At 71.7% G+C, this 25,491-nt stretch carries 18 protein-coding genes and 1 pseudogene; 10 read left to right on the top strand and 9 right to left on the bottom strand.

Going from position 1 to position 25,491, the window contains the following annotated elements; all coding sequences use genetic code 11:
* Positions 1–153: 153 nt before the first annotated feature.
* Entirely contained in the window at positions 154–3,255 is a 3,102-nt protein-coding gene (locus tag ACFYSC_RS34810) for an RHS repeat domain-containing protein (RefSeq protein ID WP_389970018.1), read from the top strand.
* Positions 3,256–3,567: 312 nt separating this feature from the next.
* Positions 3,568–4,311: a TetR/AcrR family transcriptional regulator gene (locus ACFYSC_RS34815; RefSeq protein WP_389970020.1), complete on the top strand. Its 744-nt coding sequence runs from the start codon at positions 3,568–3,570 to the stop codon at positions 4,309–4,311.
* A gap of 59 nt (positions 4,312–4,370) precedes the next feature.
* Here the strand turns inward: ACFYSC_RS34815 and ACFYSC_RS34820 are convergent, their stop codons facing one another.
* Positions 4,371–5,903 carry an FAD-dependent monooxygenase gene (locus ACFYSC_RS34820; protein ID WP_389970022.1) on the bottom strand — a complete coding sequence of 511 codons (1,533 nt, stop codon included), beginning with the start codon at positions 5,901–5,903 and terminating at the stop codon, positions 4,371–4,373.
* 465 nt (positions 5,904–6,368) lie between these two features.
* Between ACFYSC_RS34820 and ACFYSC_RS34825 the strand changes: the two genes are divergently transcribed.
* Entirely contained in the window at positions 6,369–7,709 is a 1,341-nt protein-coding gene (locus ACFYSC_RS34825; protein ID WP_389970024.1) for an OmpA family protein, read from the top strand.
* Here the strand turns inward: ACFYSC_RS34825 and sigJ are convergent.
* Positions 7,660–8,742, bottom strand: coding sequence for an RNA polymerase sigma factor SigJ (gene sigJ / locus ACFYSC_RS34830; RefSeq protein WP_389970025.1), 1,083 nt, complete (start codon positions 8,740–8,742; stop codon positions 7,660–7,662). The genes ACFYSC_RS34825 and sigJ overlap by 50 nt on opposite strands.
* 279 nt (positions 8,743–9,021) lie before the next feature.
* On the opposite strand from sigJ, the gene ACFYSC_RS34835 reads away from it, so the two are divergent.
* A complete protein-coding gene (locus tag ACFYSC_RS34835; protein WP_389970027.1) occupies positions 9,022–10,215 on the top strand; it encodes an NAD(P)/FAD-dependent oxidoreductase in 1,194 nt (397 codons plus the stop codon).
* 192 nt (positions 10,216–10,407) lie between these two features.
* On the opposite strand, the gene ACFYSC_RS34840 is transcribed toward ACFYSC_RS34835, so the two are convergent.
* Entirely contained in the window at positions 10,408–10,986 is a 579-nt protein-coding gene (locus ACFYSC_RS34840) for a GNAT family N-acetyltransferase (protein WP_389970029.1), read from the bottom strand.
* Between the two features lie 213 nt (positions 10,987–11,199).
* On the opposite strand from ACFYSC_RS34840, the gene ACFYSC_RS34845 reads away from it, so the two are divergent.
* The 3 genes from ACFYSC_RS34845 to ACFYSC_RS34855 all read left to right on the top strand — a co-directional run bounded on the left by ACFYSC_RS34845 (position 11,200) and on the right by ACFYSC_RS34855 (position 15,119).
* On the top strand, positions 11,200–12,405 hold the full coding sequence (locus tag ACFYSC_RS34845) for an acyl-CoA dehydrogenase family protein (RefSeq protein ID WP_389970031.1): 1,206 nt from the start codon (positions 11,200–11,202) through the stop codon (positions 12,403–12,405).
* Positions 12,406–12,665: 260 nt separating this feature from the next.
* Positions 12,666–13,835, top strand: coding sequence for an acyl-CoA dehydrogenase family protein (locus ACFYSC_RS34850; protein WP_389970186.1), 1,170 nt, complete (start codon positions 12,666–12,668; stop codon positions 13,833–13,835).
* Between the two features lie 54 nt (positions 13,836–13,889).
* The gene (locus tag ACFYSC_RS34855; protein ID WP_389970032.1) at positions 13,890–15,119 is read left to right on the top strand and encodes an acyl-CoA dehydrogenase family protein; all 1,230 of its coding nucleotides are present in this window, start codon (positions 13,890–13,892) and stop codon (positions 15,117–15,119) included.
* 104 nt (positions 15,120–15,223) lie between these two features.
* Here ACFYSC_RS34855 and ACFYSC_RS34860 read toward each other — a convergent pair whose 3' ends face one another.
* The gene (locus tag ACFYSC_RS34860) at positions 15,224–15,664 is read right to left on the bottom strand and encodes an Rrf2 family transcriptional regulator (RefSeq protein ID WP_389970034.1); all 441 of its coding nucleotides are present in this window, start codon (positions 15,662–15,664) and stop codon (positions 15,224–15,226) included.
* A 201-nt stretch (positions 15,665–15,865) separates the two neighbouring features.
* Between ACFYSC_RS34860 and ACFYSC_RS34865 the strand changes: the two genes are divergently transcribed.
* Positions 15,866–16,615, top strand: coding sequence for an SDR family oxidoreductase (locus tag ACFYSC_RS34865; RefSeq protein ID WP_389970036.1), 750 nt, complete (start codon positions 15,866–15,868; stop codon positions 16,613–16,615).
* Between the two features lie 69 nt (positions 16,616–16,684).
* On the opposite strand, the gene ACFYSC_RS34870 is transcribed toward ACFYSC_RS34865, so the two are convergent.
* The 5 genes and pseudogenes from ACFYSC_RS34870 to ACFYSC_RS34890 all read right to left on the bottom strand — a co-directional run bounded on the left by ACFYSC_RS34870 (position 16,685) and on the right by ACFYSC_RS34890 (position 22,043).
* A complete protein-coding gene (locus tag ACFYSC_RS34870; RefSeq protein WP_389970038.1) occupies positions 16,685–18,127 on the bottom strand; it encodes an MFS transporter in 1,443 nt (480 codons plus the stop codon).
* 198 nt (positions 18,128–18,325) lie between these two features.
* Positions 18,326–18,982, bottom strand: a complete 657-nt coding sequence (locus ACFYSC_RS34875) for an alpha/beta fold hydrolase (RefSeq protein WP_389970040.1) — start codon at positions 18,980–18,982, stop codon at positions 18,326–18,328.
* 146 nt (positions 18,983–19,128) lie between these two features.
* Positions 19,129–20,082, bottom strand: a pseudogene (locus tag ACFYSC_RS34880) (helix-turn-helix transcriptional regulator); the annotation flags it as partial.
* 263 nt (positions 20,083–20,345) lie between these two features.
* Positions 20,346–21,305 (bottom strand): DUF1963 domain-containing protein, encoded by a 960-nt coding sequence (locus tag ACFYSC_RS34885; RefSeq protein WP_389970042.1) that lies wholly within the window; start codon positions 21,303–21,305, stop codon positions 20,346–20,348.
* 156 nt (positions 21,306–21,461) lie between these two features.
* On the bottom strand, positions 21,462–22,043 hold the full coding sequence (locus ACFYSC_RS34890; RefSeq protein WP_389970044.1) for a TetR/AcrR family transcriptional regulator: 582 nt from the start codon (positions 22,041–22,043) through the stop codon (positions 21,462–21,464).
* A gap of 306 nt (positions 22,044–22,349) precedes the next feature.
* Between ACFYSC_RS34890 and ACFYSC_RS34895 the strand changes: the two genes are divergently transcribed.
* A complete protein-coding gene (locus ACFYSC_RS34895) occupies positions 22,350–23,045 on the top strand; it encodes a nuclease-related domain-containing protein (RefSeq protein ID WP_389970046.1) in 696 nt (231 codons plus the stop codon).
* 653 nt (positions 23,046–23,698) lie between these two features.
* Positions 23,699–25,384, top strand: coding sequence for an RICIN domain-containing protein (locus tag ACFYSC_RS34900; protein ID WP_389970048.1), 1,686 nt, complete (start codon positions 23,699–23,701; stop codon positions 25,382–25,384).
* Positions 25,385–25,491 lie beyond the last annotated feature (107 nt).

Here is a 25,491-nt window from a genome sequence, read left to right on the forward strand (position 1 = left end):
TCCTCAAGGAGCTGCAGGCCCTGCTGGCAGCCTGGACAGGCCGATGCCCGACCTGCCGCAGACGGCCGCCCTAACCACCTAACAAAGCACTACTACGCGCCGGCCTCGGGAGCCCCGGCGACCGAGGTCATCGAGACCAACCCGCTCGGCCACGTGGAACGCACCCTCATGGAACCGGCCTGGGGCGAGGCCGTCACCGAGATCGACGCCAACAACCGGCGCGTCGACATGGAGCACGACGCGCTCGGCCGCCTCGTCAAGGTGTGGCAGGGCGGCCGCAGCAAGGCGGCAGGCCAGTCGCCCAGCACCGAGTACTCCTACCTGATGCGCAACGACGGCCCCAGCGTCGTCACCACGAAGACCCTGCGGGCGGACGGCGGCTACACCGTCAGCCACGAGCTGCTCGACGGGTTGCTGCGTCCCCGGCAGACCCAGGAGCCGGCGCCCCGGGACGACCAGGCGCAGAATCCCGCGCTGCGTGACGGGCGCACGGTCACCGACACCTTCCACAACTCGCTCGGCGAGGTGTCCAAGTCCAACGGCGGCTACTTCAGCCCCGGAGAGCCGTCCACCGAGCTGCTGGGGGTAACCGACACGGCCGTCCCCAGCCAGATCACCACCTCCTACGACGGCACCGGAGAGGTGGCCGCCCAGGCGTTCCGGGTCAAGGGCGTGGAGAAGTGGCGGGCCACCGCCACCCACCACGGCGACCGGATGCACATCACCGCCCCCGCCGGAGGCCACGCCGTCACCCGCATCGGCGACACCGAGGGCCGGCTCGTCGAACTGCGGCAGTACAAGGGAACCACGCCCACCGGCGACTACGAGTCGACCAAGTACACCTACGACGCCTCCGACCGGCTGCTCACCGTGACCGACCACGCGGGCAACGTGTGGAAGCACGTCTACGACCTGCGCGGCAGGGAGACCAGGACCGAGGACCCCGACAAGGGCGTCACGACGTTCACCTACAACGACGCCGACGAGGTCGTCACCTCCACCGACGCCCGGGGGAAGACCCTGGCGTACGTCTACGACGAGCTGGGGCGCAAGCGCGAGCTGCACGAGGGCTCCACGACCGGCCCGCTGCTCGCGGAGTGGAAGTACGACGCGCTGGCCAAGGGACACCTGAACGCCAGTGTCCGCTACCTCGGCGGCCAGGCGTACAAGGCGGAGATCAACGCGATCGACTCCGACTACCGCACCCTGCGGCAGACCGTCACCGTGCCCGCCAGGGAAGGGAAACTGGCCGGTTCGTACGTGCTGAACAGCCGCTACACCCTCGACGACCAGGTGCAGTCCGTCAGCTTCCCCGCCGCGGGCGGGCTGGCGGAGGAGTCGGTCGTCTACACCTACGACGGGCTCAGCCAGCCGGTCACCGTGACCGGTCTGTCGTCGTACGTCACGGCCACCCGCTACTCCAAGCTGGGCGAGACCCTGCAGTACGAGCTGAACAGCGGCGGGAAGAAGAGCTGGCTCACCTACACCCACGACGAGGGCACCCGGCGGCTGGCCCGGACCCGGCTGGACCGCGAGTCGGCCTCGGCTCCCGACCTGGACCTCAACTACACCTACGACCCGGCCGGGAACATCACCAAGATCGCTGACATGGACGGCGGCAGGTCGAAGGACACCCAGTGCTTCACCTACGACCACCTGCGCCGCCTGACCTCGGCGTGGACGGCCACCGACGACTGCGCGAGCGGCGGCCCGCGGGCGGACGTGATCGGCGGTGCGGCGCCGTACGCGACCAGCTACGCCTACGACTCCACCGGCAACAGGACGAAGGAGACGCAGCACGCGTTCGGCGGGCGCACGGAGTCCGCCCGCTCCTACACCTACCCCGCCGCGGGCGCGGCGCGGCCGCACGCCGCGCTGACGGCGGGAACGGACGTCTTCGCCTACGACGAGACCGGCAACACCACCCGGCGCAAGGTCGGGGCGGCCGACCAGACCCTGGTCTGGGACGCCGAGGGCAACCTCGAATCGGTGACCGAGGCGGGCAGGACCACCTCGTACGTCTACGACGCCGACGGTGAGCGGCTGCTCCGCAGGACGCCCACCGACGCGACGCTCTACATCGACGACATGGAGCTGCGGCTCGACATCGCCAAGGACGTCGTCGAGTGCACCCGCTACTACACCATCGGCGACGAGACGATCGCCGTACGGACCCCGGACAACAGGGTGTACTTCCTGGCGTCCGACCACCAGGGCACCGCGCAGGCGGCGGTCAACGGCGGCACGGGGGACGTGGCCGTCCGCCGGACGACCCCGTTCGGCGAGGACCGCGGCCCGCAACCGGCGTGGTGGCCCGGCCAGCGGGGATTCGTGGGAGGCGTGCGCGACACGTCGACCGGGCTCGTCGAGCTCGGCGCCCGCGAGTACGACCCGAGGAACGGCCGGTTCCTGTCCGTCGACCCCGTCATCGACGAGGAGGACCCGCAACAGCTCAACGCCTACGCCTACGCCAACAACAGTCCCGTCACGATGAGCGACCCCGACGGGCAACTCGTCTGGATCGTCGTCGGCATCGCGGCCAGGATCGCGGCGCGGGCACTGGCCAGGAGGCTCGCCCAGGCGGCCGCCAGGCGGGCGGCTCAGGCGGCGGCCCGGCGGGCGGCCATCGCGCTGGCCAAGCGGCGGGCCGCCGCCCTGGCCAGGAAGAAGGCGTTGGAGGCGGCGAGGAAGAAGGCCGCGCAGCTGGCCAGGAAGAAGGCCGCGCAGGCTGCGAAGAAACGAGCGGCCGAGAAGGCCAGGAAGGCGGCCGCCGCGGCGGCCAAGAGGAGAGCGGCGGCGGCCGCGCGCCGGGCGGCGGCCAGGCGGGCCAAGGCGGCCGCGGCCAGGGCGCGGAGCAGGCGGGTGAGCAGGGCCCCCGCCAAGGCCGCGCGGCACCGGCCCGCCCACCGGCCGACCAGTCGCCGGGCGGTCCAACGGCAGTCCCCGCCCAAGGCGCGCCGCGCGCCCGTCAGGGACAGCCATACCTACGACATCTCCGGGAGCAGGCAACCGACCAAGTCCGTCAGCGTCTACCGCAACGGGAAGCTGTATCCGGAAGGACAGCCGCCGGCGGGCCTGGGACGGCCCTCGGGGTCGGGGCAGAACCTCCGGCAGGACTACAAACCGGCGGAGCTGGAGCCGCCGTTGACGGGGAAGGGCATCACCGCCGAGGCGGTGGTCAGGACGACCCGGTTCATCGACCAGGGCGACCTGGACAGTCTCCTCATGCACATCCTCCGCCTGGCAGGAGGCTGATCGCGGCCGACCTGAGGAACGGTGGGAGACCGGCTGGGGCGGCCGGTCACGGCCGACCTGAGGAACGGTGAGAATCGGCTGGGACGGCGGCGGGCCTCGGCGCACCACGGTGTGCCGGGGCCCGCCGTCCTCCGGCTCCGGTTCCGGTTCCGGCTCCGGCCCTGGCCCCGGCCCCGGCTCCGACTGCGGCCCTGGCCCCGGCCCCGGTTCCGGCGGCGTGAGCGAGGTGCGCCCGACGCCGATACGCTCATGACCTGGTCGCGGGACTCACGGTAGGTGAGCGCGGATTCACTACAGGTGTAGTCTCGACGTATGAAGTCGGAACGCGCCCTGGTCGTCGCGGAGGCCGCCATCACCCTGCTGGCCGAGCGGGGCATGCGCGGCCTGACCCACCGGGCGGTCGACGAGGAGGCCGGGCTGCCGCCCGGCTCGACCTCCAACCTCGCCCGGACCCGTTCGGCCCTGCTGGAGCTGGCCCTGGAGCGGCTGGCCGAGATCGAGGGCGCGGTCTTCGAGCCGCTCCTCGGCGCCACCGAACGCGCCGCGACCGGGGTCGAACCCGTCGCCCCGGGTCCGGGGCCCGGGACCGCGGGACATGCGCCGCCCGGCGGACACATCGCCCCGGGCCCGGTGCCGGACCGGGGGCCGGAGCCGGAGTCGGGGCACGAAGAGAGCCTCGGGCCGGTCATCCCCGGGGCGCTCGCCGAGATGACCGCGCAGGCCCTGTGGGCGCAGCTCACCGTCGACCGCCGCCGTACGGTCGCCCGCTACGAGCTGGCGCTGGAGGCCACCCGCCGCCCCGAGCTGCGCAGGATCTACGACGCGGCGGGGGCTCGCTTCCGCACGCTGGCCGTCGCGGTCCTCACCGCGGCCGGGTCCACCGACCCGGTACGGCACGGCCGCCAGATGGTCGCCTACGGCGAAGGAGTGATCTTCGACGCCATCGCCGGCGCGGGAGCCGAACCCACCCTCGACGACCTGCGCCTGGGCGTCGGGGAGGTGCTGGCGGGCATGCTGGGCTCCGCCCCGGCCGGTGCCGAATCCGTCCGCCCCTGACCCGGCGCGCCCCGGTCGGGTATTCATGGCCGATGAGGTTGGCGATGGCGCTCTGTGTCTCAGGCGACCGAGAACGTCCTCAGGTAGTCGACCACCGCGTCGCCTGACCGGGTCCGGAGGGCCACATAGCCGTCCGGCCGGACGAGGACGAACGTGCCCTCGGCGGCGCCATAGCGCTTGCCCGGGGGCCCCGGCTCCAGATGGTGGACACGGATGTCGTCGCCGCAGAGCGCGTCCAGGCGCTCGGCCAGACCCGGCACCACCGCGCCGAACCGGAGCAGCGTGAAGTGAGGACCGCGGAAGAGGTCGAACAGCCGTGACCGCTCGCCGGTCACCGGGTGCCGGCACGGCGAATCGGGCGCCCGGTCGCCGGGGCGGACCTTGCCCTTGTCTCCGACCGACAGCTCGGAGTCTCGGTAGTTCACGTTGAGCTGGGAGGTCCTGCTGATGATCGCCTTGGTCACCGCGGTGCTGCGCATCAGCGGCAGGACGATCCGGTCGCGTAAGAAGGTCATCAGAGGCCTGGTGGAGAACAGCGCGGTCATGCCGGTGCCGCTGGTCCTGAGCACGGATTCGGCCACCGGGCGGCGCTCCCGCTCATACGTGTCGAGCAGGCTGTCGGAGGCTTGGCCGCGTACCGCGAGGGCCAGCTTCCAGCCCAGGTTGTAGGCGTCCTGGATGCCGGTGTTCATGCCGAGACCGCCCGCGATCGGGTGGACGTGGGCGGCGTCTCCGGCGAGGAAGACGCGGCCGGACCGGTAGCGGTCGGCGAGCCGTACCTTGTAGCTGAAGCGCGACAGCCAGGTCGCATTGTGCAGGCGTACATCCGTCCGGCCGGTGCGCTGCGCGAACAGACGCTGGAAAAGCTCGAGTGAGGGCTCCTGGCCGGCACCCTCCTCACCGGGGCGTACGGTGAGGCCGAACTGCCACGACCGCGTACCGGGCAGCAGCGCGAGGCCGACGGAGGACTCATCCGCTGAGTACCAGACATAGGAGCCGTCGCGGGGCAGGCCGTCCACCTCCACGTCACCGAGCAGGTAGTGCTCGGTCTCCGACACCAGCCCGGGGAAGGCGATCCCGGCGGCTTCGCGCACGGCGCTGCCGCCGCCGTCGCAGCCCACGAGGTAGGAGGCGTGGATCACCTCGCCCGTGGCGAGGTGCGCGACGACCTGGCTGCCGGACTGTTCGAGGCCGGTCAGTCGCAGGCCGCGCTCCACGTGCCCGCCCAACTCGGCCAGGCGGGCGCGGAGTATCTGCTCGGTGCGCCACTGCGGCAGCAGGACGAGCGTCGGGTACGGCACATCCGGCCGCGGGCGGACATCGGCCAGGAGGTGCAGCTCCGCGACGAACCGGCGGTCCATGTGAATCCGCGCCGGCATCTCGGACGTCCCCGCGTCCAGGAAGTCCCGGACCACACCGAGATCGTCGAACACCTCCAGACTGCGTGGCTGTATGCCCTTACCCCGGGACTGGCGGTGGAATTGGGGAGATTTGTCGATCACTCGGAAGGTGACGCCGCGCCGGGCCAGTTCGCAGGCCAGCGTCAGCCCGGTCGGTCCGCCTCCGACGATGAGCACCTCTACGTCGGTCATGTCATCCCTCGATTCAGGACGGAACCCAGAGAGGTTTCGGCCGAAGTCCTCGGTCAGTGGATCGATCGCTGTGAACCAGTTTCCATACTATACCGTATGGTACGTTCTTAAGGGCGGCCCGACCTTGCCGGAACCGGTATGGGCGATCTTGTCCTCGGTGTGCACGTATTGCCCAAGGTCATCTGAAAAGGGTCTCTCATGCGAAGAAAACCACGGGCCGCAGGAGTCGCCGCAGGCTTCGCTCGTTCCGGAACCGGTGCATCCTGCCTCACGTCTCGTCGGATCCTGGCCCTGGCCGCCGTACTCGCGCTCGCCACGGCCGGGTGCGGGGTGCTGCCGATGAAGGAGCCCGCGCCCGCCGCCACCGCGCCGACGGTGAGTGCCCCGGCCACCGGCGCTCCGCCCGCCACGCCCGCGGCATCGGATCAAGCCGTCCGACCGGCCCTGGCCGCAACCCGCAGCACCATGACCGAGAACCTCAAGGTCGAGGTCGTGGGCCTCAACCGCGTCAAGGGCAAGCACCTCATCGTCCAGATCCGCCTGTCCAACACCGGCACCGACAGGCACCTGTCCTGGCCCGGCGAGATGGCCGACCGTACCCGCCCCCTCGGCGCGATCAGGTGGGCCTCCGGAATCGGCGTCCTCGACACGCGGGCCCGCACCTGGATCCTTCCGTACGAACCGGCGGGCTCCCCGTGTCTCTGCAGCGACCTGGACCGCGACGGCCTCGGCCGCTTCATCGGCCCCGGCCGATCGATCACCGTCTACGCGGTGCTGCCCGCACCGTCGGGCAACCCCGCGACGACCACCGTCGTCACCCCCGTGGGCCCGCCGATGCTCAACGTGCCCATCAGTGACGAGGCTCCGGCCGGCGACTTTCCCGACCCCGACGCCGAGCCTGTCACGCCGGTCGTCCGCCGCCTCGTCCTCACGTCCGAGTCCCTGGACGAATCAGAGGAGACCGCCGACGACGGCAAGGAGTTGCAGGTCAACCTCTCCTCCGACGTGCTGTTCGCGGTGAACGAGGCCGCTCTCACCTCCGATGCCAAGGCGATCATGGATCGCACGGCCAAGCTCATCGACGCCTCCCCCGCCACGGTGGTGACGGTGGCGGGCCACGCGGACTCCTCCGGAGACGACGCCATCAACGACCCACTGTCACTGCGCCGCGCCCAGGCGGTGCGGCGCACCCTGTCGGCGCTGCTGTCCCGGGACGGGATCCGCTTTCAGGCCAAGGGGTACGGCTCGCGCCGCCCGCTGTACGACAACGACAGCGACGAGGGCAGGCGCCGTAACCGCCGCGTCACCGTGACCTTCCCCAAACCCCGGCCCGCCACCCGGGAACCGGTGGCCACGACGTCTCCCGGCGAGACCGGCCTGACCGGCGCCGCCAAGGCGGGCGGCCGGCCCATCGCCGTGGAGGTCACGGGTCTCCGCCGACTGCCCGGCGGCCTCGGCCTGCTCACCTACAAGATCACCAACGAGGGTTCGGACGAGATCTGGTTCACCGACCTTCACCGCGCCCAGGACTGGGAGGCGTACAAGTACCGGGCCGCGAGCAACGTCCGCGTGACCGACGTCGCCGCCGGCCGCCGGTACCCGCCCGGCCGCCTGGAGGTCCCCACCGATGACGGCGTGGACTCCTACTGCGCATGCACGGACGTCTCCGGCGTCCGCATCGGCACCGCGAAGTTCGCACCGGGCCAGACCCGCGAGTTCTGGAGCCTCTTCGCCCTGCCCGGCACCGACGGCGCCCTCAAGGTCGAGATCGGCCCGTTCCGCGACCTGCGGATCCCCGTTCGGTAACGGCGTTCAGGGGGGAGGGCTGTCGGGCGGGCGACGGTCCGCTCACCGGGTCACCGACGGCACGTTCGAGGTGCCGCGGTCCCACCGTCCACGGCCGGAGCTTGTCGGGGTTACGTACCGCCCAGATGTGCTTGATCCGGTCGCCTGCGATGTCGAATGCGTACACCGACACGGTGACGCCGTCCTGCTGGGCGATCAGGCCGGGCCGGCCGTTGACCGTACTCTCCAGGAACGTCAGGCCGCGGAGCCTGCCATCAAGACTGAGCAGTGAACGCACGATCTGCTCAACGCCTTCGACCGGGCGGAGCACGGCGCCGACGACGCCGCCGCCGTCGGCGATCGCCGTGGCGTCGGGGTCGAGCAGGGCGATGAGGGCGTCGATGTCCATGGCCTCCCAAGCCTGCTTGAAGTCCCTGACGATCCGGGCCTGCCGGGCCGCCGGAGTCGTGGGCGCCTGCGTGGCACGGATGCGGCGGCGGGCCGAGGAGGCCAGCTGGCGACAGGCCCCCGGGGTACGGCCGACGATCTCGGCCACTTCGGCGAAGGAGTACCGGAAGACATCGTGCAGGACGAACGCGACGCGTTCGGCGGGGGTCATCGACTCGAGCACGACGAGGAAGGCCATGTTGACCGATTCGTCCAGGGTGACCCGATCGGCCGGATCCACGGCGATGCCGTCCGGCCGCCCACTGATCCACTCCGCGGGTCCGGGCAGCGGCTCGGGGATCCACTCGCCCACGTAGGTCTCGCGCCGGGCCCGTGCCGAGGAGAGAACGTTGAGACAGAGACGGCCGACGACCGTGGTCAGCCAGGCGCCGGGGGATGCGATGGCGTCCCGCTGCCGCCGGGACATGGCGCACCAGCGGGCGCAGGCCTCCTGGACGACATCCTCGGCGTCGGCCAGGGAGCCGAGGAGCCGGTACGCGAGATTGATCAGTTGGCGCCGCTCGCGCGTGATCACGGCCAGGCCCGGATCGAGCCGGCCGCCTCCCGGCTCGGACGGGGTGGTCATGGTGTCCTGGTCATCGTGCACCGACTCCCTCGGTTCGGGTCCGCTCTCACCGGTTCGACAAGACAGCGTGGCGAACTGTGAGGTCGACGCGTCGCCTCACATTCCACAGTGCCGCGTTGTCGAACCAGCGGGACACCATCGAGCACGCGGGAAACCGTCCCCGGCAGGTACGCGGGTCGTCGTCGGGCACCCGCGGCGGAACACGTGATCGCCCCCGCGGCGGCCACTTCGTGACGGAGGACCGGCTCCGCCAGGTCGCAAAGCCTCAAACCGCTGAAGTCGAGAAGGAAAGGCCTCGTCATGTCCACATCCGAACGCCACACACCCAGCAAGGTCGTCGTCATCGGTGGCGGCTACGCCGGAACGGTCGCGGCCAACCATCTGCGGATGCGCGCCGACATCGACATCACACTGGTCAATCCCCGCCCCGAGTTCGTCGAACGAATCCGGCTGCACCAGTTCGTGGCCGAAACCGGTGAGGTCACGGTGGACTACGGCACACTGCTCGGTGAGGGCGTCCAGTTGATCGTCGACAGCGCCACCCGCATCGACACCGCCACCCGCACGGTACGGCTGGCGTCAGGGCGCGCACTGGACTACGACCATGTCATCTACGCGGTCGGCAGTACCGCGGCGATACCGTCATCGGTTCCCGGCGCCGCCGAATTCGCCTTCGACATCGCCGAACTCGAATCCGCGCAGCGGCTGCGCGCTCAGCTGGGGAAATTGCCGTTCGATGCTCCGATCACCGTGGTCGGCGGCGGATTGACCGGCATCGAGACGGCCGCCGAACTGGCCGAACAAGGACGTACGGTCACACTGGTGTGCGGCCGGACCCTCGCACCGTCACTGAGTGCTCCCGCTCGCCGATCCGTGGCCACGTGGCTGTCCCGGCACGGTGTCGCCGTGCTTGAGGCCGAGGTGGTGGCCGAGGTCCGGCCGCACGCGGTCGTCTTCGCCGGTGCTGCGGTGCGTGCGAGCGCTCTCACCATCTGGGCGGCCGGTTTCGGTGTACCGGAACTCGCGGCCGCGAGTGGGCTGCGCACCGATCGGCTCGGCCGGCTGCTCACCGACGAGACGCTGACCAGCCTCGACGACGACCGCGTCATCGCGGCGGGCGACGCCGCCGCGCCCTCGGGCCGGCCGTTGCGGATGAGCTGCCAGGCCGCGCAACCGCTCGGGGCACAGGCCGCCAACACCGTGCTGAGCCGCATCGCGGGAACCGAACCGGCGGTGATCGACCAGGCCTTCACGGGGTCGTGCGTCAGCCTCGGCCGCCGGGGCGGCATACGACAACTCTCCCGCAAAGACGACACCGCGGTGAATCTCTACGTCGCGGGGCGCATGGCCGCGGTTATCAAGGAGGCGACCTGCAGACTCGGGGTGTCGAGGATCCGCCGCGAGGCCCGCAAGCCGGGCTCCGGCTTCTGGCCCAAGGGCGGCCCGCGTCCCGAGCAGCCGACCTTCGCTCCACAAGGGGTCACATCCCCGTGACCACCTGCGAATGCGTTCTCACGCTCGGGCCGTTGCGATCGGGCTCCTCGTTGTGCTGTATGCCGTTTCGTTCCTCACGCCGCCCGCGGCCGCAGCCATGGCGCACGGGTGGGCGGTTGGACTCGGCCGGATCGACGGGTAGAGGCCGATGAACCACCCCGGGCCCGCACGCCGGTTCGGGCGGTCCGGGGCTCAGCGTGCCAGCAGGCGGGCGCGGTGGGCGGGCCACTCCTCATCGAGGATGCCGAAGTAGGCGGTGTCGCGCCAGGTGCCGTCCGGGCGGAGGCGGTGGCGGCGCAGGACGCCCTCGTGGACCCCGCCGATGCGCCGGATCGCGGCCTGCGAGCGGGTGTTGAGGATGTCGGTCTTGAGCATGACGCGGTTCACGCCGAGGTGGTCGAAGGCGTGGTCGATCAGCAGGATCTTGCAGGCGGTGTTCACCTCCGTGCGCCACACGGCCCTGCCGTACCAGGTCCAGCCGATCTCGATGCTGGAGTCGAAGCCGGGGACGTCGGCGTAACAGGTCCAGCCGACCGGGCTGCCGGTTCTCCGGCGGATCACCGCGAACGGCACGTAGCCGGGATCGTCGATCAGCCGCTGCGCCATCATCGCGAGCTCCCCCTCCCCGTGTGGCGTGGGATGCTGCCAGCGCCACACCTCCTCATCGCCGCCACCCGCCACGAACAGATCCGGGACGTGGCCGGCGGTCAGCGGCTCCAGCCGTACGGCGGGGCCATCGAGGACGAGCGGGTCGGGCATCTTCGCGGTCATGGCGGCGACCCTACGGCCGTCGGCACACGGCCCGGAAGGTCCACTCGGCGCGGTTGCCGGGCGACCACTTCGGCGCCCGGGGACCGTTCCGGCGACCAGGGGATCCCGTGATCGGGCGGCCGCTCCGGCGACCGGACGGCCGACACCCCGGCGTTCCCTGTCGACAGTCATACCGTCCGGTCGGTACGCTCCGGGGAGACCGTGAGGAGGGCCATGGATTTCGCGTTCGACGCCAGGACCGAGGAGCTTCGGGAGAGGCTGCTCGCCTTCATGGACGAGTGCGTCCACCCCGCCGAGGAGGCGTTCGAGGCACAGGCCGCCGAGAGCGGGTGGTCGAGCCCGCCGCTGATGGAGGACCTCAAGCAGGAGGCGCGCAAACGCGGCCTGTGGAACCTGTTCCTGCCCGGCGAGCACGGCGCCGGCCTGACCAACCTCCAGTACGCCCCGCTGGCGGAGATCATGGGCCGCTCGCCGAGGATCGCCCCCACCGCCACCAACTGCGCCGCCCCCGACACCGGCAACATGGAAGTGCTGTCGATGTTCGGCGACGAGCGGCAGCGCGAGGAGTGGCTGGAGCCGCTGCTGCGCGGGGAGATCCGGTCGGCGTTCGCCATGACCGAGCCGGACACCGCCTCCTCCGACGCCACGAACATCTCGCTGTCCATCGTCCGCGACGGCTCCGAGTACGTCATCAACGGCCGCAAGTGGTTCGCCTCCGGCGCGATGAACCCGAACTGCCGGATCCTCATCGTGATGGGCAAGACCGACCCGGAGGCCGACACCCACCGGCAGCAGTCGATGGTCCTGGTGCCGCGCGACACCCCGGGCCTTGAGATCAGGCGTGGCATGCACGTGTTCGGCTACTCCGACGCCGACCACGGCGGGCACGCCGAGATCGACTTCACCGACGTCAGGGTGCCGGTGGAGAACCTCATCGGCGAGGAGGGCGGCGGCTTCGCCATCGCCCAGGCCCGCCTCGGGCCGGGCCGCATCCACCACTGCATGAGGCTGATCGGGATGGCCGAGCGCGCGGTCGAGCTGATGTGCCGGCGGACCCTGTCGCGTACGGCGTTCGGCAAGCCGATCGCCCAGCAGGGGGTCGTCCAGGACTGGATCGCCGAGTCGCGGGTCAGGATCGAGCAGCTCCGCCTGCTGGTGCTCAAGACGGCCTGGCTGATGGACACCGTCGGCAACCGCGGCGCGCACACCGAGATCCAGGTCATCAAGATCGCCACCCCGCGCGAGGTCGAGTGGATCCTGGACAAGGCCATCCAGGCCCACGGCGCGGGCGGCGTCAGCCAGGACTTCCCGCTGGCCGGGCTGTGGGCGGGCGCCCGGTCGCTGCGCCTGGCCGACGGCCCGGACGAGGTCCACAAGCGCTCGCTGGCCTACCGCGAGCTGAAGAAGCACATGAACTGACCCGGTGCCGGAGGCGCCCCCCGGCACCGGGTCACCGCGGGGCCGCCCCGGGCAGGGTCAGGGCTCCGGGACCCCCGGGCCCGGATTCCGGGGTTCCGGGTCCGAGACCCGGTCCGGGCGCGTCCAGGACCTCTTGGACGCGACCGGGCCCCTGGACGCACCCGGACCTCCCGGACCGCCGGTACGTCCGGGGCGTCGTGAACGGGCCGGACGATCGCATGGCCGAGTGATCGCGTGACTGCGAAGGGAGCGTCGTGACGATGGACGAGGAGGCGGTCAGGGAACGCGCCGTCGCGTTCCTGGCCGGGGGGCACGACCCCGGGGACCGCACGCGGTTCCTGCGGGCGCGGTTCGACGCCGGGCTGGCGTGGGTCCACTTCCCCGAGGGGCTCGGCGGGCTCGGTGCGTCCCGGGAGCTGCAGAACGTCGTCGATCGGGAGCTCGCCGGCACCCCGCAGCCCGACCCGGGCACGCAGGCCATCGGACTGGGCATGGCGGCGCCGACGATCCTGGCGTTCGGCACCCGCGAGCAGCAGGAGCGGTTCCTGCGTCCGCTGTGGACGGGCGAGGAGATCTGGTGCCAGCTGTTCAGCGAACCCGGCGCCGGCTCCGACCTGGCGACGCTCGCCACGCGGGCGGTCCGCGACGGCGACGAGTGGGTCGTGGACGGGCAGAAGGTGTGGACCTCCGGGGCGCACCACTCCCGGTGGGCGATCCTCGTCGCCCGGACCGACCCCGACGTCCCGAAGCACCGCGGGCTCACCTACTTCGTCTGCGACATGCACGCCCCCGGCGTCGAGGTCAGGCCGCTGCGGCAGATCACCGGCGAGGCGGAGTTCAACGAGGTCTTCCTGACCGGTGTGCGGCTCCCCGACTCCCTGCGGCTCGGCGCCGTCGGCGACGGCTGGCGGGTCGCGACCACCACGCTCATGAACGAGCGGGTGGCGATCGGCGGCGGCCCGGTACGGCGGGGCGGCGGCATGATCGGCCTGGTCGCCGACACCTGGCGGTCCCGCCCCGAGCTGCGCACCCACGACCTGCACCGGCGGCTGCTCGCACTGTGGGTGGAGGCGGAGGCCACCCGGCTGGCCGGGGCGCGGCTGCGCGAACAGCTCGCGGCGGGCCAGCCCGGCCCGGAGGGCTCGGCCATGAAGCTCTCGTTCGCCTCCCTCAACCAGGCGCTCAGCGCGCTGGACGTGGAACTGCGCGGCGAGGAGGGCCTGGAGTACGACGACTGGACCTTCCGCCGCTCCGAGAGCGTCGACTTCTTCGGCCGCGGCCCCGGCTACCGCTACCTGCGGGCCAAGGGCAACTCGATCGAGGGCGGCACCTCGGAGATCCTGCGCAACATCGTCGCCGAACGCGTGCTGGGCCTGCCGCCGGAGCCCCGCGTGGACAAGGACGTGCCCTGGAAGGACCTGCCCCGATGAACGGCCCGTACGGCCCGCGCGGCGTCGCGGCGGGCGAGGAGTGGTGAGGAACCGATGACGCTGCTGTACACCGAGGTCGAGGAGGAGCTGCGCGCCTCCGTCCGCGACCTGCTGGCCGACCGCTGCCGGCCCGACGCCGTGCTGAGGCGCGCCGAGTCGGCCTCGCCGTACGACGCGGAGCTCGCCGGCCTGTGGAGGACCCTGGCGCGGGACATCGGGGTGGCGGGCCTGCTGGTGCCCGAGGAGTACGGCGGGGCCGGCGCGTCGGCCCGCGAGGCCGCGGTGGTGCTGGAGGAGCTGGGACGGGCCGTGGCGCCGGTGCCGTTCCTGACCAGCGCGGTGCTCGCGACCGAGGCCCTGGTCCAGGCGGGGACCCCGGCGGCGCTCCGGGAGGCGGCCGCGGCGGGACCCTCGGAAGGAACCCCGGCGGGACCCCGGGAGGGGACCCGGTCCCCGGAGGAGACTCCGGAGGGATCCGGGGAGGGGCTCTCCGCGGGCGGGCGCGACCTGCTCGCCGAGCTGGCCGCGGGCGAGACCACGGCGGCGCTGGCCGTGTCGCTGGCGGCCTCGCCGTACCGGCCGTTGCCGTCGGCGGTCACGCTGAACGACGCCGGAACGCTCGACGGCGAGGTCCGGGCGGTGGCCGGGGCGGACGCGGCCGACGTGCTGCTCGTCCCGGTCGGCACGGCGCTCTACCTGGTGCGGGCGGGGGACGCCCGGATCGACGTCGTGCCCTCGCTGGACCTGACCCGGCCGATCGCCGTCGTCACGCTCTCCGGCGCGCCCGGCGAGCGGGTCGGGGCCTTCGACGCGCGGCGGGTGCTGGCGTCCGGGGCCGGGCTGCTCGCCTCCGAACAGCTCGGGGTCGCCGAGTGGTGCCTTGAGACGACGCTCGCCCACATCAGGGAGCGCCATCAGTTCGCCCGGCCGATCGGATCCTTCCAGGCGATCAAGCACCGGATGGCGGACCTGTGGCTGGACGTGGCGCGGGCCCGCGCGGCGGCCAGGAACGCCGCGAACCTGCTGGCCGCCCGCCCGGTGCCGGGCACCGAGGCCGCCCTGGAGGCCGGGGCCGCGACGGCGGTGGCCAAGTCGTGGTGCTCGGAGGTGGCGGTGCGCGTCGCCGAGGAGGGCGTCCAGCTCCACGGCGGCACCGGGATGACCTGGGAGCATCCGCTGCACCTGTACCTCAAGCGGGCCAAGACGTCGGAGACGGCGCTCGGCACCCCCGGCACCCACCGCGACGCCCTGTCCGCCCTCGCCGACCTCCCCGCCCCGATCTGACGCGCCGCGATCTGACCGGCTCCGGTCTGGCCCGCCGCGGTCTGACCGGCCCGGTCTGACCGGCGCCGCGCCGGTGGCACCGGCCCGGCGCCGGAGACGTCCGGTCAGGGGGACCGTTGCTCCGCCAGGACGTCGCGCAGCACGTCGGCGATCGTGGTGGTGGCGAGCTCCTGCCGCAGCACGTCGTCCAGCCGGCCGTAGACGCGGCGCAGGGTCGGGCGGATGCCGAAACCCACGGGGCAGGAGGCGTTCGGCGGGGTGTGGTGCATCGCGAACAGGGTCTCGTCCTCGATCGCGCCGTAGACGTCCAGCAGGGTGATCGCCTCGGGCTCGCGTGTGAGGCTCCACCCGACTCCCGCACCGCGCCTGGCCTGGACGAGGCCGGCCTTGCGGAGATCCCCCAGGCAGCGGCGGATCACCACGGGGTTGGTGTTGACGCTGCCGGCGATCCGCTGTGAGGTGGCGCCCTCCGGGTTGTCGCGCCGGTCGAGGGCCATCCACGTCAGCACGTGTACCAGGACGCTCATCCTGCTGTTCGCGCTCATCTGCCTCCCCTCCCGGACTGTAACCACTGATATTACATTTTTGACCTTGGAAAGGGGGTGTCCGGCCTTCTTTATGTAACTGCTATGGTTACATTATTCAGTGGCTGGAGGCCGCCGTCGAGGCGTGCTCAAGGTCGAGTCGCCGACTTGGCTGTAACAAAAATTGTTTCTTCAGCCAGTGATCATGAAGAGGAGAAGACCGTGGGACAGCTTGACGGGAAGACAGCGGTCGTCACCGGGGCCAACAGCGGGATCGGCCTGGCCTCCGCCCGCAGGTTCGCGGCCGAGGGCGCGTACGTGTTCATCACCGGCCGCCGCCAGGAGGCGCTCGACGCGGCGGTCGCCGAGATCGGCGCGAACGTCACCGGCGTCCGCGGAGACGTCTCCGACCCCGCCGACCTGGACCGGCTCTACGCCGTCATCGCCGAGCAGGGCCGCCGCATCGACGTGCTGTTCGCCAACGCCGGGGGCGGTGAGTTCTCCCCATTGGAGCAGGTCACCGAGCGGCACTTCGACCAGACCTTCGGCAGCAACGTCAAGGGGACGCTGTTCACCGTGCAGAAGGCGCTGCCGCTGCTCAACGACGACGCCTCGGTGATCTTCACCGGTTCGACCGCCGCCACCAGCGGCGCCGAGGCCTTCGGCGTATACGCCGCCTCCAAGGCCGCCGTCCGCTCCCTCGCCCGGACCTGGGCCAACGAGCTCAGAGGCCGTGGGATCAGGGTGAACACCCTCGTGCCCGGTCCCATCGACACCCCCGGGATCGCCGGACTGGCCTCCGATCAGGAGTCGGCCGCGCAGCTCAAGGACTTCCTCGCGAGCACGGTGCCCCTCGGCCGGATGGGCCGCCCCGAGGAGGCGGCGGCGGCCGCCCTCTTTCTCGCCTCGGACCAGAGCAGCTTCGTCACGGGCAGCGAGCTGTTCGTCGACGGCGGTCTCAACCAGATCTGACCACCCCGACGAGCCCGCCCGCGCGGGTACGGCCTGCACCTGGGCGCCGGCCGTACCCGCGGCGGCGGGTCAGTGGACGGCCTCGGCGGTCTCGCCGGCCCGGCGGGGGAGGAGGAAGCCGGCGAGGAAGGTCAGGACGACCATCCCGGCGACCACCCAGAACGTCTGACGGGCGGCGGCGGTGGGGTCGCCGCCCGTCGCGCCGAAGAAGACCGTGCCGAGCAGCGCCACACCGAGCGCCGCGCCGACCTGCTGCAGGGCGGTGAGCGTGCCGGAGGCCGACCCCGTCTCGTGCGGTTCGACGCCGGCCAGCGCGATCTCGAAGTACGGGCCCATGATCAGACCCGAGCCGACACCGGTGACGAGCAGCGCCGGGGCGAACTGCCAGGGGCCCGCCTCCGCGCCCAGGAGCAGCAGGAGGGCGACGACCCCGGCCGTCATGATCAGGGCTCCGGTGTGCAGCAACCGGCGGCCGTGCGCGCGGAGCGCCTGCACCAGACCCATGCCGACGATCATGCCCGCGGACAGCGGGATCCCGGCGAGGCCGGCCTTCAGCGGGCTGTAGCCGAGGCCGAGCTGGGTGTAGAGGTTGAAGACCAGGCCGAAGCCGGTGAAGGCCGCGAAGTAGACCGTGCCGGTGAACATGCCGCCCACGAACGAGCGCTTGCGGAACAGGCTGGGCGCGACCAGCGGGTCGCGGCCCCTGCCGGCGCGGCGTGACTCGTACCGGCCGAACAGCGTGAACACCGCCGCCGAGGCGGCCATCATCGCGAACGTCCAGGCCGGCCAGCCGTACTCACGGCCCTGGACCAGCGGGAAGACGACCAGCAGCGAGCCGAGGGAGGCCAGGGCGTCGCCGGGCAGGTCGAGGGTGAGCGACCGCGACGGGCGGGAGGCGGGCAGGAAGCGCAGTGCGGCGGCCAGGGTGGCCAGCCCGATCGGCAGGTTGATCAGGAAGATCATGCGCCAGCCGGTGCCGAGGAGGTCGGCGTCGACCAGCCAGCCCGCCAGGACCGGCCCGCCGATCGCCGAAAGGCCCATGACCGGGCCGAACATGCCGAGGGCCGCACGCAGTTCCGTGGGCGGGAACATCTCCCGCATCATGCCGAGACCCTGGGGGACCATCGCGGCTCCGAAGAGCCCCTGGACGATCCGGGCGGCGATGACGGTCTCCGGCGAGAAGGACACCGCGCACAGCAGCGAGCCCACGACGAACCCGGTCGCGCCGATGAGGAACATCCGCCTGCGCCCGACGATGTCGCCCAGCCGGCCGCCGGTGAGCAGCCCGGCCGTCATGGCGAGGGTGTAGGCCGCGCCGAGCCACTGGATCATCGAGGTGCCGCCGCCCAGGTCGGCCCGCATCGTCGGCCCGGCGATGTTGGTGACGGTCGCGTCGAGGAGCTCCATCACCGACCCGGCGAGGATCACGAAGAGCGCGGGCCAGCGCCAGCGGTACGGCGTGGGCCCGGCGGCCTCCGGTGCCTCGGCCGATCGGGTGTCGAGAGTGGTCATCGCTCCTCCAGAGCCGTCTTTCGGGGGACGGGAGGAACGCTACGGGCCGATGCGGAAAGGATGATTCCGCATCGGCCCGGAAACACGGGGCTCCGGGAAAAATCCGGCGGCGATGGGCGCGGTCACCGGGACCGGGCCGGGGGGACGCACCCGTGCCCGCGTCACGCGGCTCCCGCGGCCCGGGGATCCGGCGGATCGTCAGGGCAGGATCCGGACCAGGCGGTCGGCCAGCTCACCCGGCCGCGACAGCATCGCCATGTGGCCGCCGGGCATCTCGTCGGGGACGATGCCGAGCCGTTCCTTCACGTGGCGGCGCACGAAGCCGGGGACGAAGCAGCGGTCGTCACGGCAGAGCAGATACCTCGTCGGGACGTCCGGCCAGGCGTCCAGCGGCCAGGGCTCGCGGCTCGCCCGGTCCATGCTCACGTTCGCGGCGAGCGCTCCGTCGTGGGCCATCACCCGCTCGGCCAGCTCGCGCGGAACGTCGTGCATGTAGAGCTCGTACTCGTCGTCGATGCCGGACGAGGAGTAACCGCTGCGCTCCCACCACTCCTCCGGAGTCTCACCGGGACTCGGGATCATCGCGGTCAGCAGCACGAGCGCGGCGGCCCCGGCGCGCGCGCAGACGAGCGGGGCGACGAAGCCGCCCCACGAGTGGGCCACCACGACGAGGTCCCGGCGCTCGCCGGCCGCCCGGACGACGGCGTCCGCGTAGTCCCACAGTCCCGCCTGCGGATCGGACATGGGCAGGTCCACCGCGACCGTGTCATGCCCGCGGCCGCGAAGCTCGGCTTCGAGCAGATGCCAGTCGAAGGCGCTTCCGCCGCCGCCGTGAATGAATGCGAAAGTTGTCATGACGGTGCTGACGGATCGCGGAGAGGAAACTCATCGCCGGTTCGCCCGTCCGTCCCCGCCGCGCCGGTGCGGTCGCGCTGAGCATCGAGGAGGCCGCCGGCATCCTCCGTTCCCGTCGTGCCGGTGCGGCCGTCCCCGGGCCGGCCTTCCGCCGCGCGGATGTAGCGGGCGCCGATCTCGCGCAGGTGCGCGGCCAGCTCCGGCGGATCGACGACCTCGAAGTCGAGGCCGGTCATCCCGAGATGGATCGCCAGGGCCTCCAGGGACGAGGCCCCGGCGTGGAACAGGCAGCTCCGCTCGTCCGACGCCTCCAGCTCCCCCCAGTCGGGCCAGATCCGCTCGGCGACCGCCTCGGCCGGCGCGTGGAACCGTACGGTGGCCCGCTGCCGGATCACCGCGGAGGTCACGCCCCGGGTGACGTAGGCCGCGACGTCGCCGCCGGGCGCCTCACGGGGGACGAACCGCCCGCCGTTCGGGGTGCGCAGCCGGATCCGGTCGACGCGGAAGCTGCGCCAGTCCTGCCGCGCGGTGTCCCACGCCGCGAGGTACCACCGCCGCCTGGTGTGCACGAGCCGGTGCGGCTCCACCTCCCGGACGCTCTCGCCGCCGTCGTGGTTGAGGTAGTCGAAGCGGAGCCGCTCGTGGTCCCGGCAGGCGCTCGCGATGGCGCTGAGCACGGCGGCGTCCACGCTGGCGGGGGAGCGGTCCGGGACCGCCACCGTCGCGGTGTGCAGGGCGGTGACCCGGTGGCGGAGCCGGGACGGCAGCACCTGCTCCAGCTTGGCCAGCGCCCGCAGCGAGATCTCCTCGATGCCGGAGATGGAGCCGGTCGCGGCGGTGCGCAGTCCCACGGCGACCGCGACGGCCTCCTCGTCGTCGAGGAGCAGCGGCGGCATCTGCGCGCCCGCGCCGAGACGGTAGCCGCCCGCGACGCCGGGGGTGGCGTGCACCGGGTAGCCGAGCTCGCGCAGCCGCTCGACGTCGTTGCGGATGGTCCTGGTGGTCACCTTGAGCCGTTCGGCGAGCTGGGGGCCCGTCCAGTCACGAGGGGTCTGCAGCAGCGAGAGCAGGCGCAGCAGCCGCGCCGAGGTTTCCAGCATCCCCCGATTGTGCCGCCCATCGCGGAAGGTTCCTTTCCGCCATGGGCGGGCCTTTCGCCGCGCGGCGGCCGGGGGAGGGGCTGACGCCGTGGCGGAACGGCGGCCGCCGCGCCTTTCGCCGCGTGACGGGGGAAGGGGAGGGGGCCCCCTCCGGGGTGTGGACGCCTTCGAGCGCCGTCGTCCACTGCCCGGCCTCGGCGTGTCCTCCCCCGGGTGTGGACGCCTTGACCGCGTCGTGCCGTGGCGTCGAGGGCCGGCCGGCGTTATTCGGTGAACTCCGTCCAGGAGACGGCTCGGTCGAATCGCTGGGCGGTGAGGTCATCGACACGGATCAGGAAGCGGCCGAAGTAGACATCGTCACCGGGGTCGAATTGGACGAGTGGAATCCACTCCCGTCTGACCCGCTGCAGTTCCTCCTCCACCAGGAAATCCTCCAGTTCCTTGTCGATGGCCGGGTCGCCGGGATTCTGCCGGGCTTTGAAATTCTCCTCCGCGATCGTCAGCTCGGGATCGTCGTACAGGTGGTTCCTGGAGATCCCACCGGTGTTCCACGAGTAACCGCCGAACTGGAAGGTGGCGGAGTTCCCGGCCGGCCACAGCCGGTCGACCAGGGCGCGGAGCTCCCGGCGGTGTGGCAGGTCGCGCGCCACCTGCTTCTGGAAAGAGGACAGGTCCGCCTCCTCCTCCTTCACCCACTCGGGAAGGTCGGCGTGGACGACGGCGAAAAGGTCCCGCTCCGGGCCGATGAACCCGCGCTGCGAGGAGAAGGGGCGTTGCGGGGGGTCCGCGGGGGTCACCACCACGGTGTCCGTGCCGGCCGGAACGTGGACGACGCGCGCGTGCTTCTGCTCCTCGCCGCGGTCGAAGGTGTCGTAGGCCTCTTCGTGATGCAGAAAAACGAGCAGCGAGCCGTCCGGCGGTAACGCGAGCCCGTCGACCCGCGGGAGTGCGGCACAGTCGAAGGACGCGACGAACGGCAGCGGGGACTGCGAGTCGGTCGGCCATGGCATGCCCACCGGGAGCCGGGGCAGCCCACCGGTACGGCCGACCAGCAGATCGGCGGGCTGCCCCGGCGGAAGGCCCCGGGGGTGCGCCACGATTTCGCCGCCGTGGCGCTCGTTCGCCCAGATGGCGAAACGGAGGAACCCGGCGAATTTCTCCGCCTCTTCCTCGGGGATGCCTTGTTCGATCGCCGCGCGACGGAACCGATCACAGTAGTCCACGGCCGACATATTGTCAGACGCGGATCTGCGGCTGAGAACTCCTGATGGTCGGGCATCAATTTGTGATCCTCGGTGCGCGGCGCGTCGTTCCTGCGACGGATCATGATGCCGCCGCGCGGATGGCGGGGGACCCGTGGTTTCGGGGGCGCCCGGGGGTCAGGGGCGCAGGGAGGCCAGGAGGAGGTCGGCGAAGTGGCCGCCGACCTCGGCGCCGGACAGCGGCCCCTCGGTGCTGTACCAGGTGCCCAGGTGGTGGACCGAACCGAAGAAGAAGTCCACCACGAGCTCGGCGGGGGAGGCTGTGCTGAAGACGCCCTCGCGCTGCCCCTCGGTCACCAGGTCGCGGAAGCGCTCGTGGTAGCGGCGGCGCTCGGCGCGCACGCTCCTGCGGGTGTCGGGGGCCAGCAGGTGCATCGAGCGGAAGAAGATCTTGGAGTCGTTCAGGTTCTCGACCGTGGTCCGCACGACGTCCGCGGCGGCGGCGTGCAGGCGCTCGCCCACCGTGCCGGGGCCGTCGGCGATGGCGGTGAGCCGCTCCATCTGCATGCGCAGCACGCGCCCGTAGATCTCGTGGAGCAGGTCGTCCTTGGAGTCGAAGTAGTGGTACATGGCGCCCTTGGTGACGCCGGCCGCCGAGACCACCTCCTGCACCGAGGTGCTCTCGAAGCCCTGCTCGGCGAACAGGCGCGTGGCCTCGCCCAGCAGGCGCTGCCGTACGGACTCCCTGTCGCGTGTCATCTGGCCCTCCCCGCCGTCCGGCCCCCGCCGCCCGCTCCGGTCGTCAGGCCCCCGGACCTTCGGCCGCCGCCGTGTGCCGGCTCAGCATACCGACTGGTCGGTTAAAGCGCCGGTGTATGGCGTAGGTGTGTTATTTGCGTCACCTTCGGCTGCCTGGAGCCCCCGGTTGGGTATTTTCTGGCACAGGGATCTTCAGCGTGGCAGATCCGTTCCTTGTCGGCTCTCGACTCCCGGGGGTTCGCTGTGCCCGGCGGATCAATCTATGTGACGCCAGAGGACCAGGTTCACGGCCTGTCCCCTCAGGTCATGTACGAGCAGTTCTGGATCAAGGAGGCGGGCGAGCGCCGGAAGGCGCGGGCGGTCAAGGCCGTCGGCGGCCTGTTCGCCGGTCTGCTGCTCGGCTACCGCTTCGGCCTCAACCTCCCGCTCGCCGGGGTGGTGACCGCCCTGCTGGTCGCCGCCGCCGACGCCGCCTGGGCCTGGTACTCCTACAACTCCACCGCCGTCTGGCGGGGCAGGAGACGGGGCGAGACCATCACCGGCAGGCTGCTGCGCCGCAGGCTCCGCAGGCGCGGCTACCACGTCCTCGACGGCCGCGCCGTCCCCGGACAGGCGTCCATCGACCACCTCGTCATCGGCCCCGGCGGCGTCTGGGTCGTCGACAACGAGGCGTGGGACCCCGACACCGAGATCGCCCGCTACGGCGACCGTCTGTTCCTGGGGGAGAAGTACGGCACGAAGGTGGCGAAGGCGCTCGTCGACGTCTCCGACGCCCTGGCCGGGGTGCTCACCCGCGAGTCGGGCATCGAGGTGACGATCGAGCCGCTGCTCGCGGTGCACGGCGGCAGGCTGCGCCGTACGGTCACCGCCGAGGGGATCACCCTCCTCAAGCCGCGCCTGGTGACCCGCTGGATCCTGACCGGTCCGCGGGCGGACTACGACGACCGGCAGGTGGAACTGCTCGCCCGCACCGCCGCCCGGGTCCTGCGCCGGATGAACTGACCGCCGGACGAGCTGACCGCCGGACGAACCGGCCCCTCCCGTGCACCGGCCGCTCGTCCGTACGGGTCCCGCACCGCCCTGAGCCGTCGATCCCGCCGTCATGGCCGCCGCCCGTGAGGTTCGGCGGCCATGACGGCGGGATCGACGCTCTCCGGCCGAGGCGCCGGTCTCCACGCGATGCGACGAGCCCTCCTCACCGTGACCGTGAGCCCGTGGACGGGCGTCGCGGCGCGAGACGCGGGACGGTCGGGTGAGGACTGCGTCAACGGGCCCGTCCGGGCTTTCCATGGAGCCGCCCGCTCACCGTTATTGCAAACGGTTGTTGCAGAAATAGCGGGCGTAACCAGGCAGGACGCCCCGCGGCGTTTGCAGGTTTACTCTGACCTGTTGACGTTCCCGCTATGTAACGTCACTGTTTCCTACAACCGGTTGCCGTCGGTTGCACAGAAGGTGAAACGCGCGTGACAGCGAATCCGTAGTCATCCCCGTCATCCCATTCCCAGAGCCCGCTCATCGCCCGGTCGCCGACGGAGTTCCGCCACGACGCTCCGCGCGACGGACGGTCCGGGCCGGTCCACCCCGCTTTACGGCTTGCTTCGCCATGCCCTGAAACGACCCGTCCTCAGTCACCCCCTGTACGAATGGAGCCGGACGTGCGCAGAAACGAACCCCTCGGAAAGAAAACGGCGGTCGTGCTGACCGCAGGCGTCGTCGCGACCGGCGGACTGCTGGCCGCGCTCAGCGCGCCGGCCGCGGCGGCCCCGCCGAACGGAAACTACACGCTGGTCAACGCCGGGAGCGGGCTGTGCGCCGCGGTTCCCGGACAGAGCACCGGCGACGGCGTGCAGCTCGTGCAGAACGGGTGCGACCAGTCCGCCGGACAGACCTTCACGCTCACCGCCTCGGGCTCCGGCTACCAGATCAGGGCCTCGCACAGCGGAAAGTGCGTCGGCGTCCGCGACGCCTCCACCAGCGCGGGCAAGGCGGTGCAGCAGGAGGCGTGCACCGGCGCCGCCTCGCAGATCTGGAACCTCACCGCGGCCGGGGCCGACTACCGCCTGGTCAACTCCAACGGCGGCAAGTGCCTCAACGTCAAGGACAGCTCCACCGCCTCCGGCGCCCTCCTGCAGCAGAACTCCTGCGACTCGGTGACCAGCAAGCAGTGGAGCCTGCGCCCCGCGGGCGGCGGCCCCTCTCCGACCCCGACGGTCACCCCCACGTCCACGCCGACCTCGACTCCCACGTCGACCCCCACCACCCCGCCCCCGTCGAGCGGCACGCTGTACGTGGCGCCCGGCGGCAGGGACGGCGCGGCCGGGACGCAGTCGGACCCGACGACACTCACCTCGGCGCTCACCCGCGTCGCCTCCGGCGGGACGATCTACATGCGCGGCGGGAGGTACGACTTCTCGCAGACCGTCACCATCGCGGCGGGCAACAGCGGCACCTCCGGCGCCCGCAAGACCCTGTCGGCCTACCCGGGTGAGACCCCGGTCCTGAACTTCTCGGCCCAGAGCGAGGACCCGGCCAACCGCGGCCTCGCGGTGAACGGGTCGTACTGGCGCGTCTACGGCATCGTCGTCGAGCGCGCCGGGGACAACGGGATCTTCGTCGGCGGCAGCAACAACGTCTTCGAGCGCACGGTGACGCGCTTCAACCGCGACACCGGACTGCAGATCTCGCGGATGGCCTCCGACACCCCCCGCGACCAGTGGCCGTCCAACAACCTCGTCCTCAGCGCGGAGTCGCACGACAACGCCGACTCCGACGGCGAGGACGCCGACGGCTTCGCCGCGAAGCTCACCGTCGGCTCCGGCAACGTCTTCCGCTACGCGGTGTCGCACAACAACATCGACGACGGCTGGGACCTCTACACCAAGACGGACACCGGCCCCATCGGCCCGGTCACCATCGAGGACTCCCTGGCCTACAACAACGGCACCCTCAGCAACGGCGCCCAGGCCGGCAACGGCGACCGCAACGGCTACAAGCTCGGCGGCGACAAGATCGCGGTCAACCACGTCGTCCGGCGCAGCATCGCCTACAAGAACGGCAAGCACGGGTTCACCTACAACAGCAACCCCGGCTCGATGACGATCTCGGACAACGTCAGCATCGACAACACCGAGCGCAACTTCTCCTTCGACGCCGGCACCTCGGTGTTCCGCAACAACACCTCCTGCCGCAGCGGCAGCGGGAGCAACGACAAGACCGTCGGCAACGTCGACGGCTCCAACCAGTTCTGGTCGGGCTCGAACGGCTCCCGGTGCTCCTCCTACGCGGGCGCCCTGCACTGGTCCTTCGCCTCGGACGGCCGCCTCAACGTGACCTTCGGCTAGCCCGCCCGGCACGACCCCCGTCCGGCTCGTGAGGCCGTGACACGTCGCCCGGCGGACTCGGCGCCCTGACCACGCCGAGCCCGCCGGGCGACCGGTTCCGCCGGGGC

This window comes from Streptosporangium sp. NPDC004379 (genome assembly GCF_042873875.1).
Lineage (GTDB): Bacteria > Actinomycetota > Actinomycetes > Streptosporangiales > Streptosporangiaceae > Streptosporangium.

Bases quoted from the DNA above. Each gene is read 5' to 3' on its own strand.
- ACFYSC_RS34815 (WP_389970020.1), top strand. From the start codon at position 3,568: ATGAAGTCGGAACGCGCCCTGGTCGTCGCGGAGGCCGCCATCACCCTG.
- ACFYSC_RS34820 (WP_389970022.1), bottom strand. From the start codon at position 5,903: ATGACCGACGTAGAGGTGCTCATCGTCGGAGGCGGACCGACCGGGCTG.
- ACFYSC_RS34825 (WP_389970024.1), top strand. From the start codon at position 6,369: ATGACCGAGAACCTCAAGGTCGAGGTCGTGGGCCTCAACCGCGTCAAG.
- ACFYSC_RS34835 (WP_389970027.1), top strand. From the start codon at position 9,022: ATGTCCACATCCGAACGCCACACACCCAGCAAGGTCGTCGTCATCGGT.
- ACFYSC_RS34840 (WP_389970029.1), bottom strand. From the start codon at position 10,986: ATGACCGCGAAGATGCCCGACCCGCTCGTCCTCGATGGCCCCGCCGTA.
- ACFYSC_RS34845 (WP_389970031.1), top strand. From the start codon at position 11,200: ATGGATTTCGCGTTCGACGCCAGGACCGAGGAGCTTCGGGAGAGGCTG.
- ACFYSC_RS34850 (WP_389970186.1), top strand. From the start codon at position 12,666: ATGGACGAGGAGGCGGTCAGGGAACGCGCCGTCGCGTTCCTGGCCGGG.
- ACFYSC_RS34855 (WP_389970032.1), top strand. From the start codon at position 13,890: ATGACGCTGCTGTACACCGAGGTCGAGGAGGAGCTGCGCGCCTCCGTC.
- ACFYSC_RS34860 (WP_389970034.1), bottom strand. From the start codon at position 15,664: ATGAGCGCGAACAGCAGGATGAGCGTCCTGGTACACGTGCTGACGTGG.
- ACFYSC_RS34870 (WP_389970038.1), bottom strand. From the start codon at position 18,127: ATGACCACTCTCGACACCCGATCGGCCGAGGCACCGGAGGCCGCCGGG.
- ACFYSC_RS34875 (WP_389970040.1), bottom strand. From the start codon at position 18,982: ATGACAACTTTCGCATTCATTCACGGCGGCGGCGGAAGCGCCTTCGAC.
- ACFYSC_RS34890 (WP_389970044.1), bottom strand. From the start codon at position 22,043: ATGACACGCGACAGGGAGTCCGTACGGCAGCGCCTGCTGGGCGAGGCC.
- ACFYSC_RS34895 (WP_389970046.1), top strand. From the start codon at position 22,350: ATGTACGAGCAGTTCTGGATCAAGGAGGCGGGCGAGCGCCGGAAGGCG.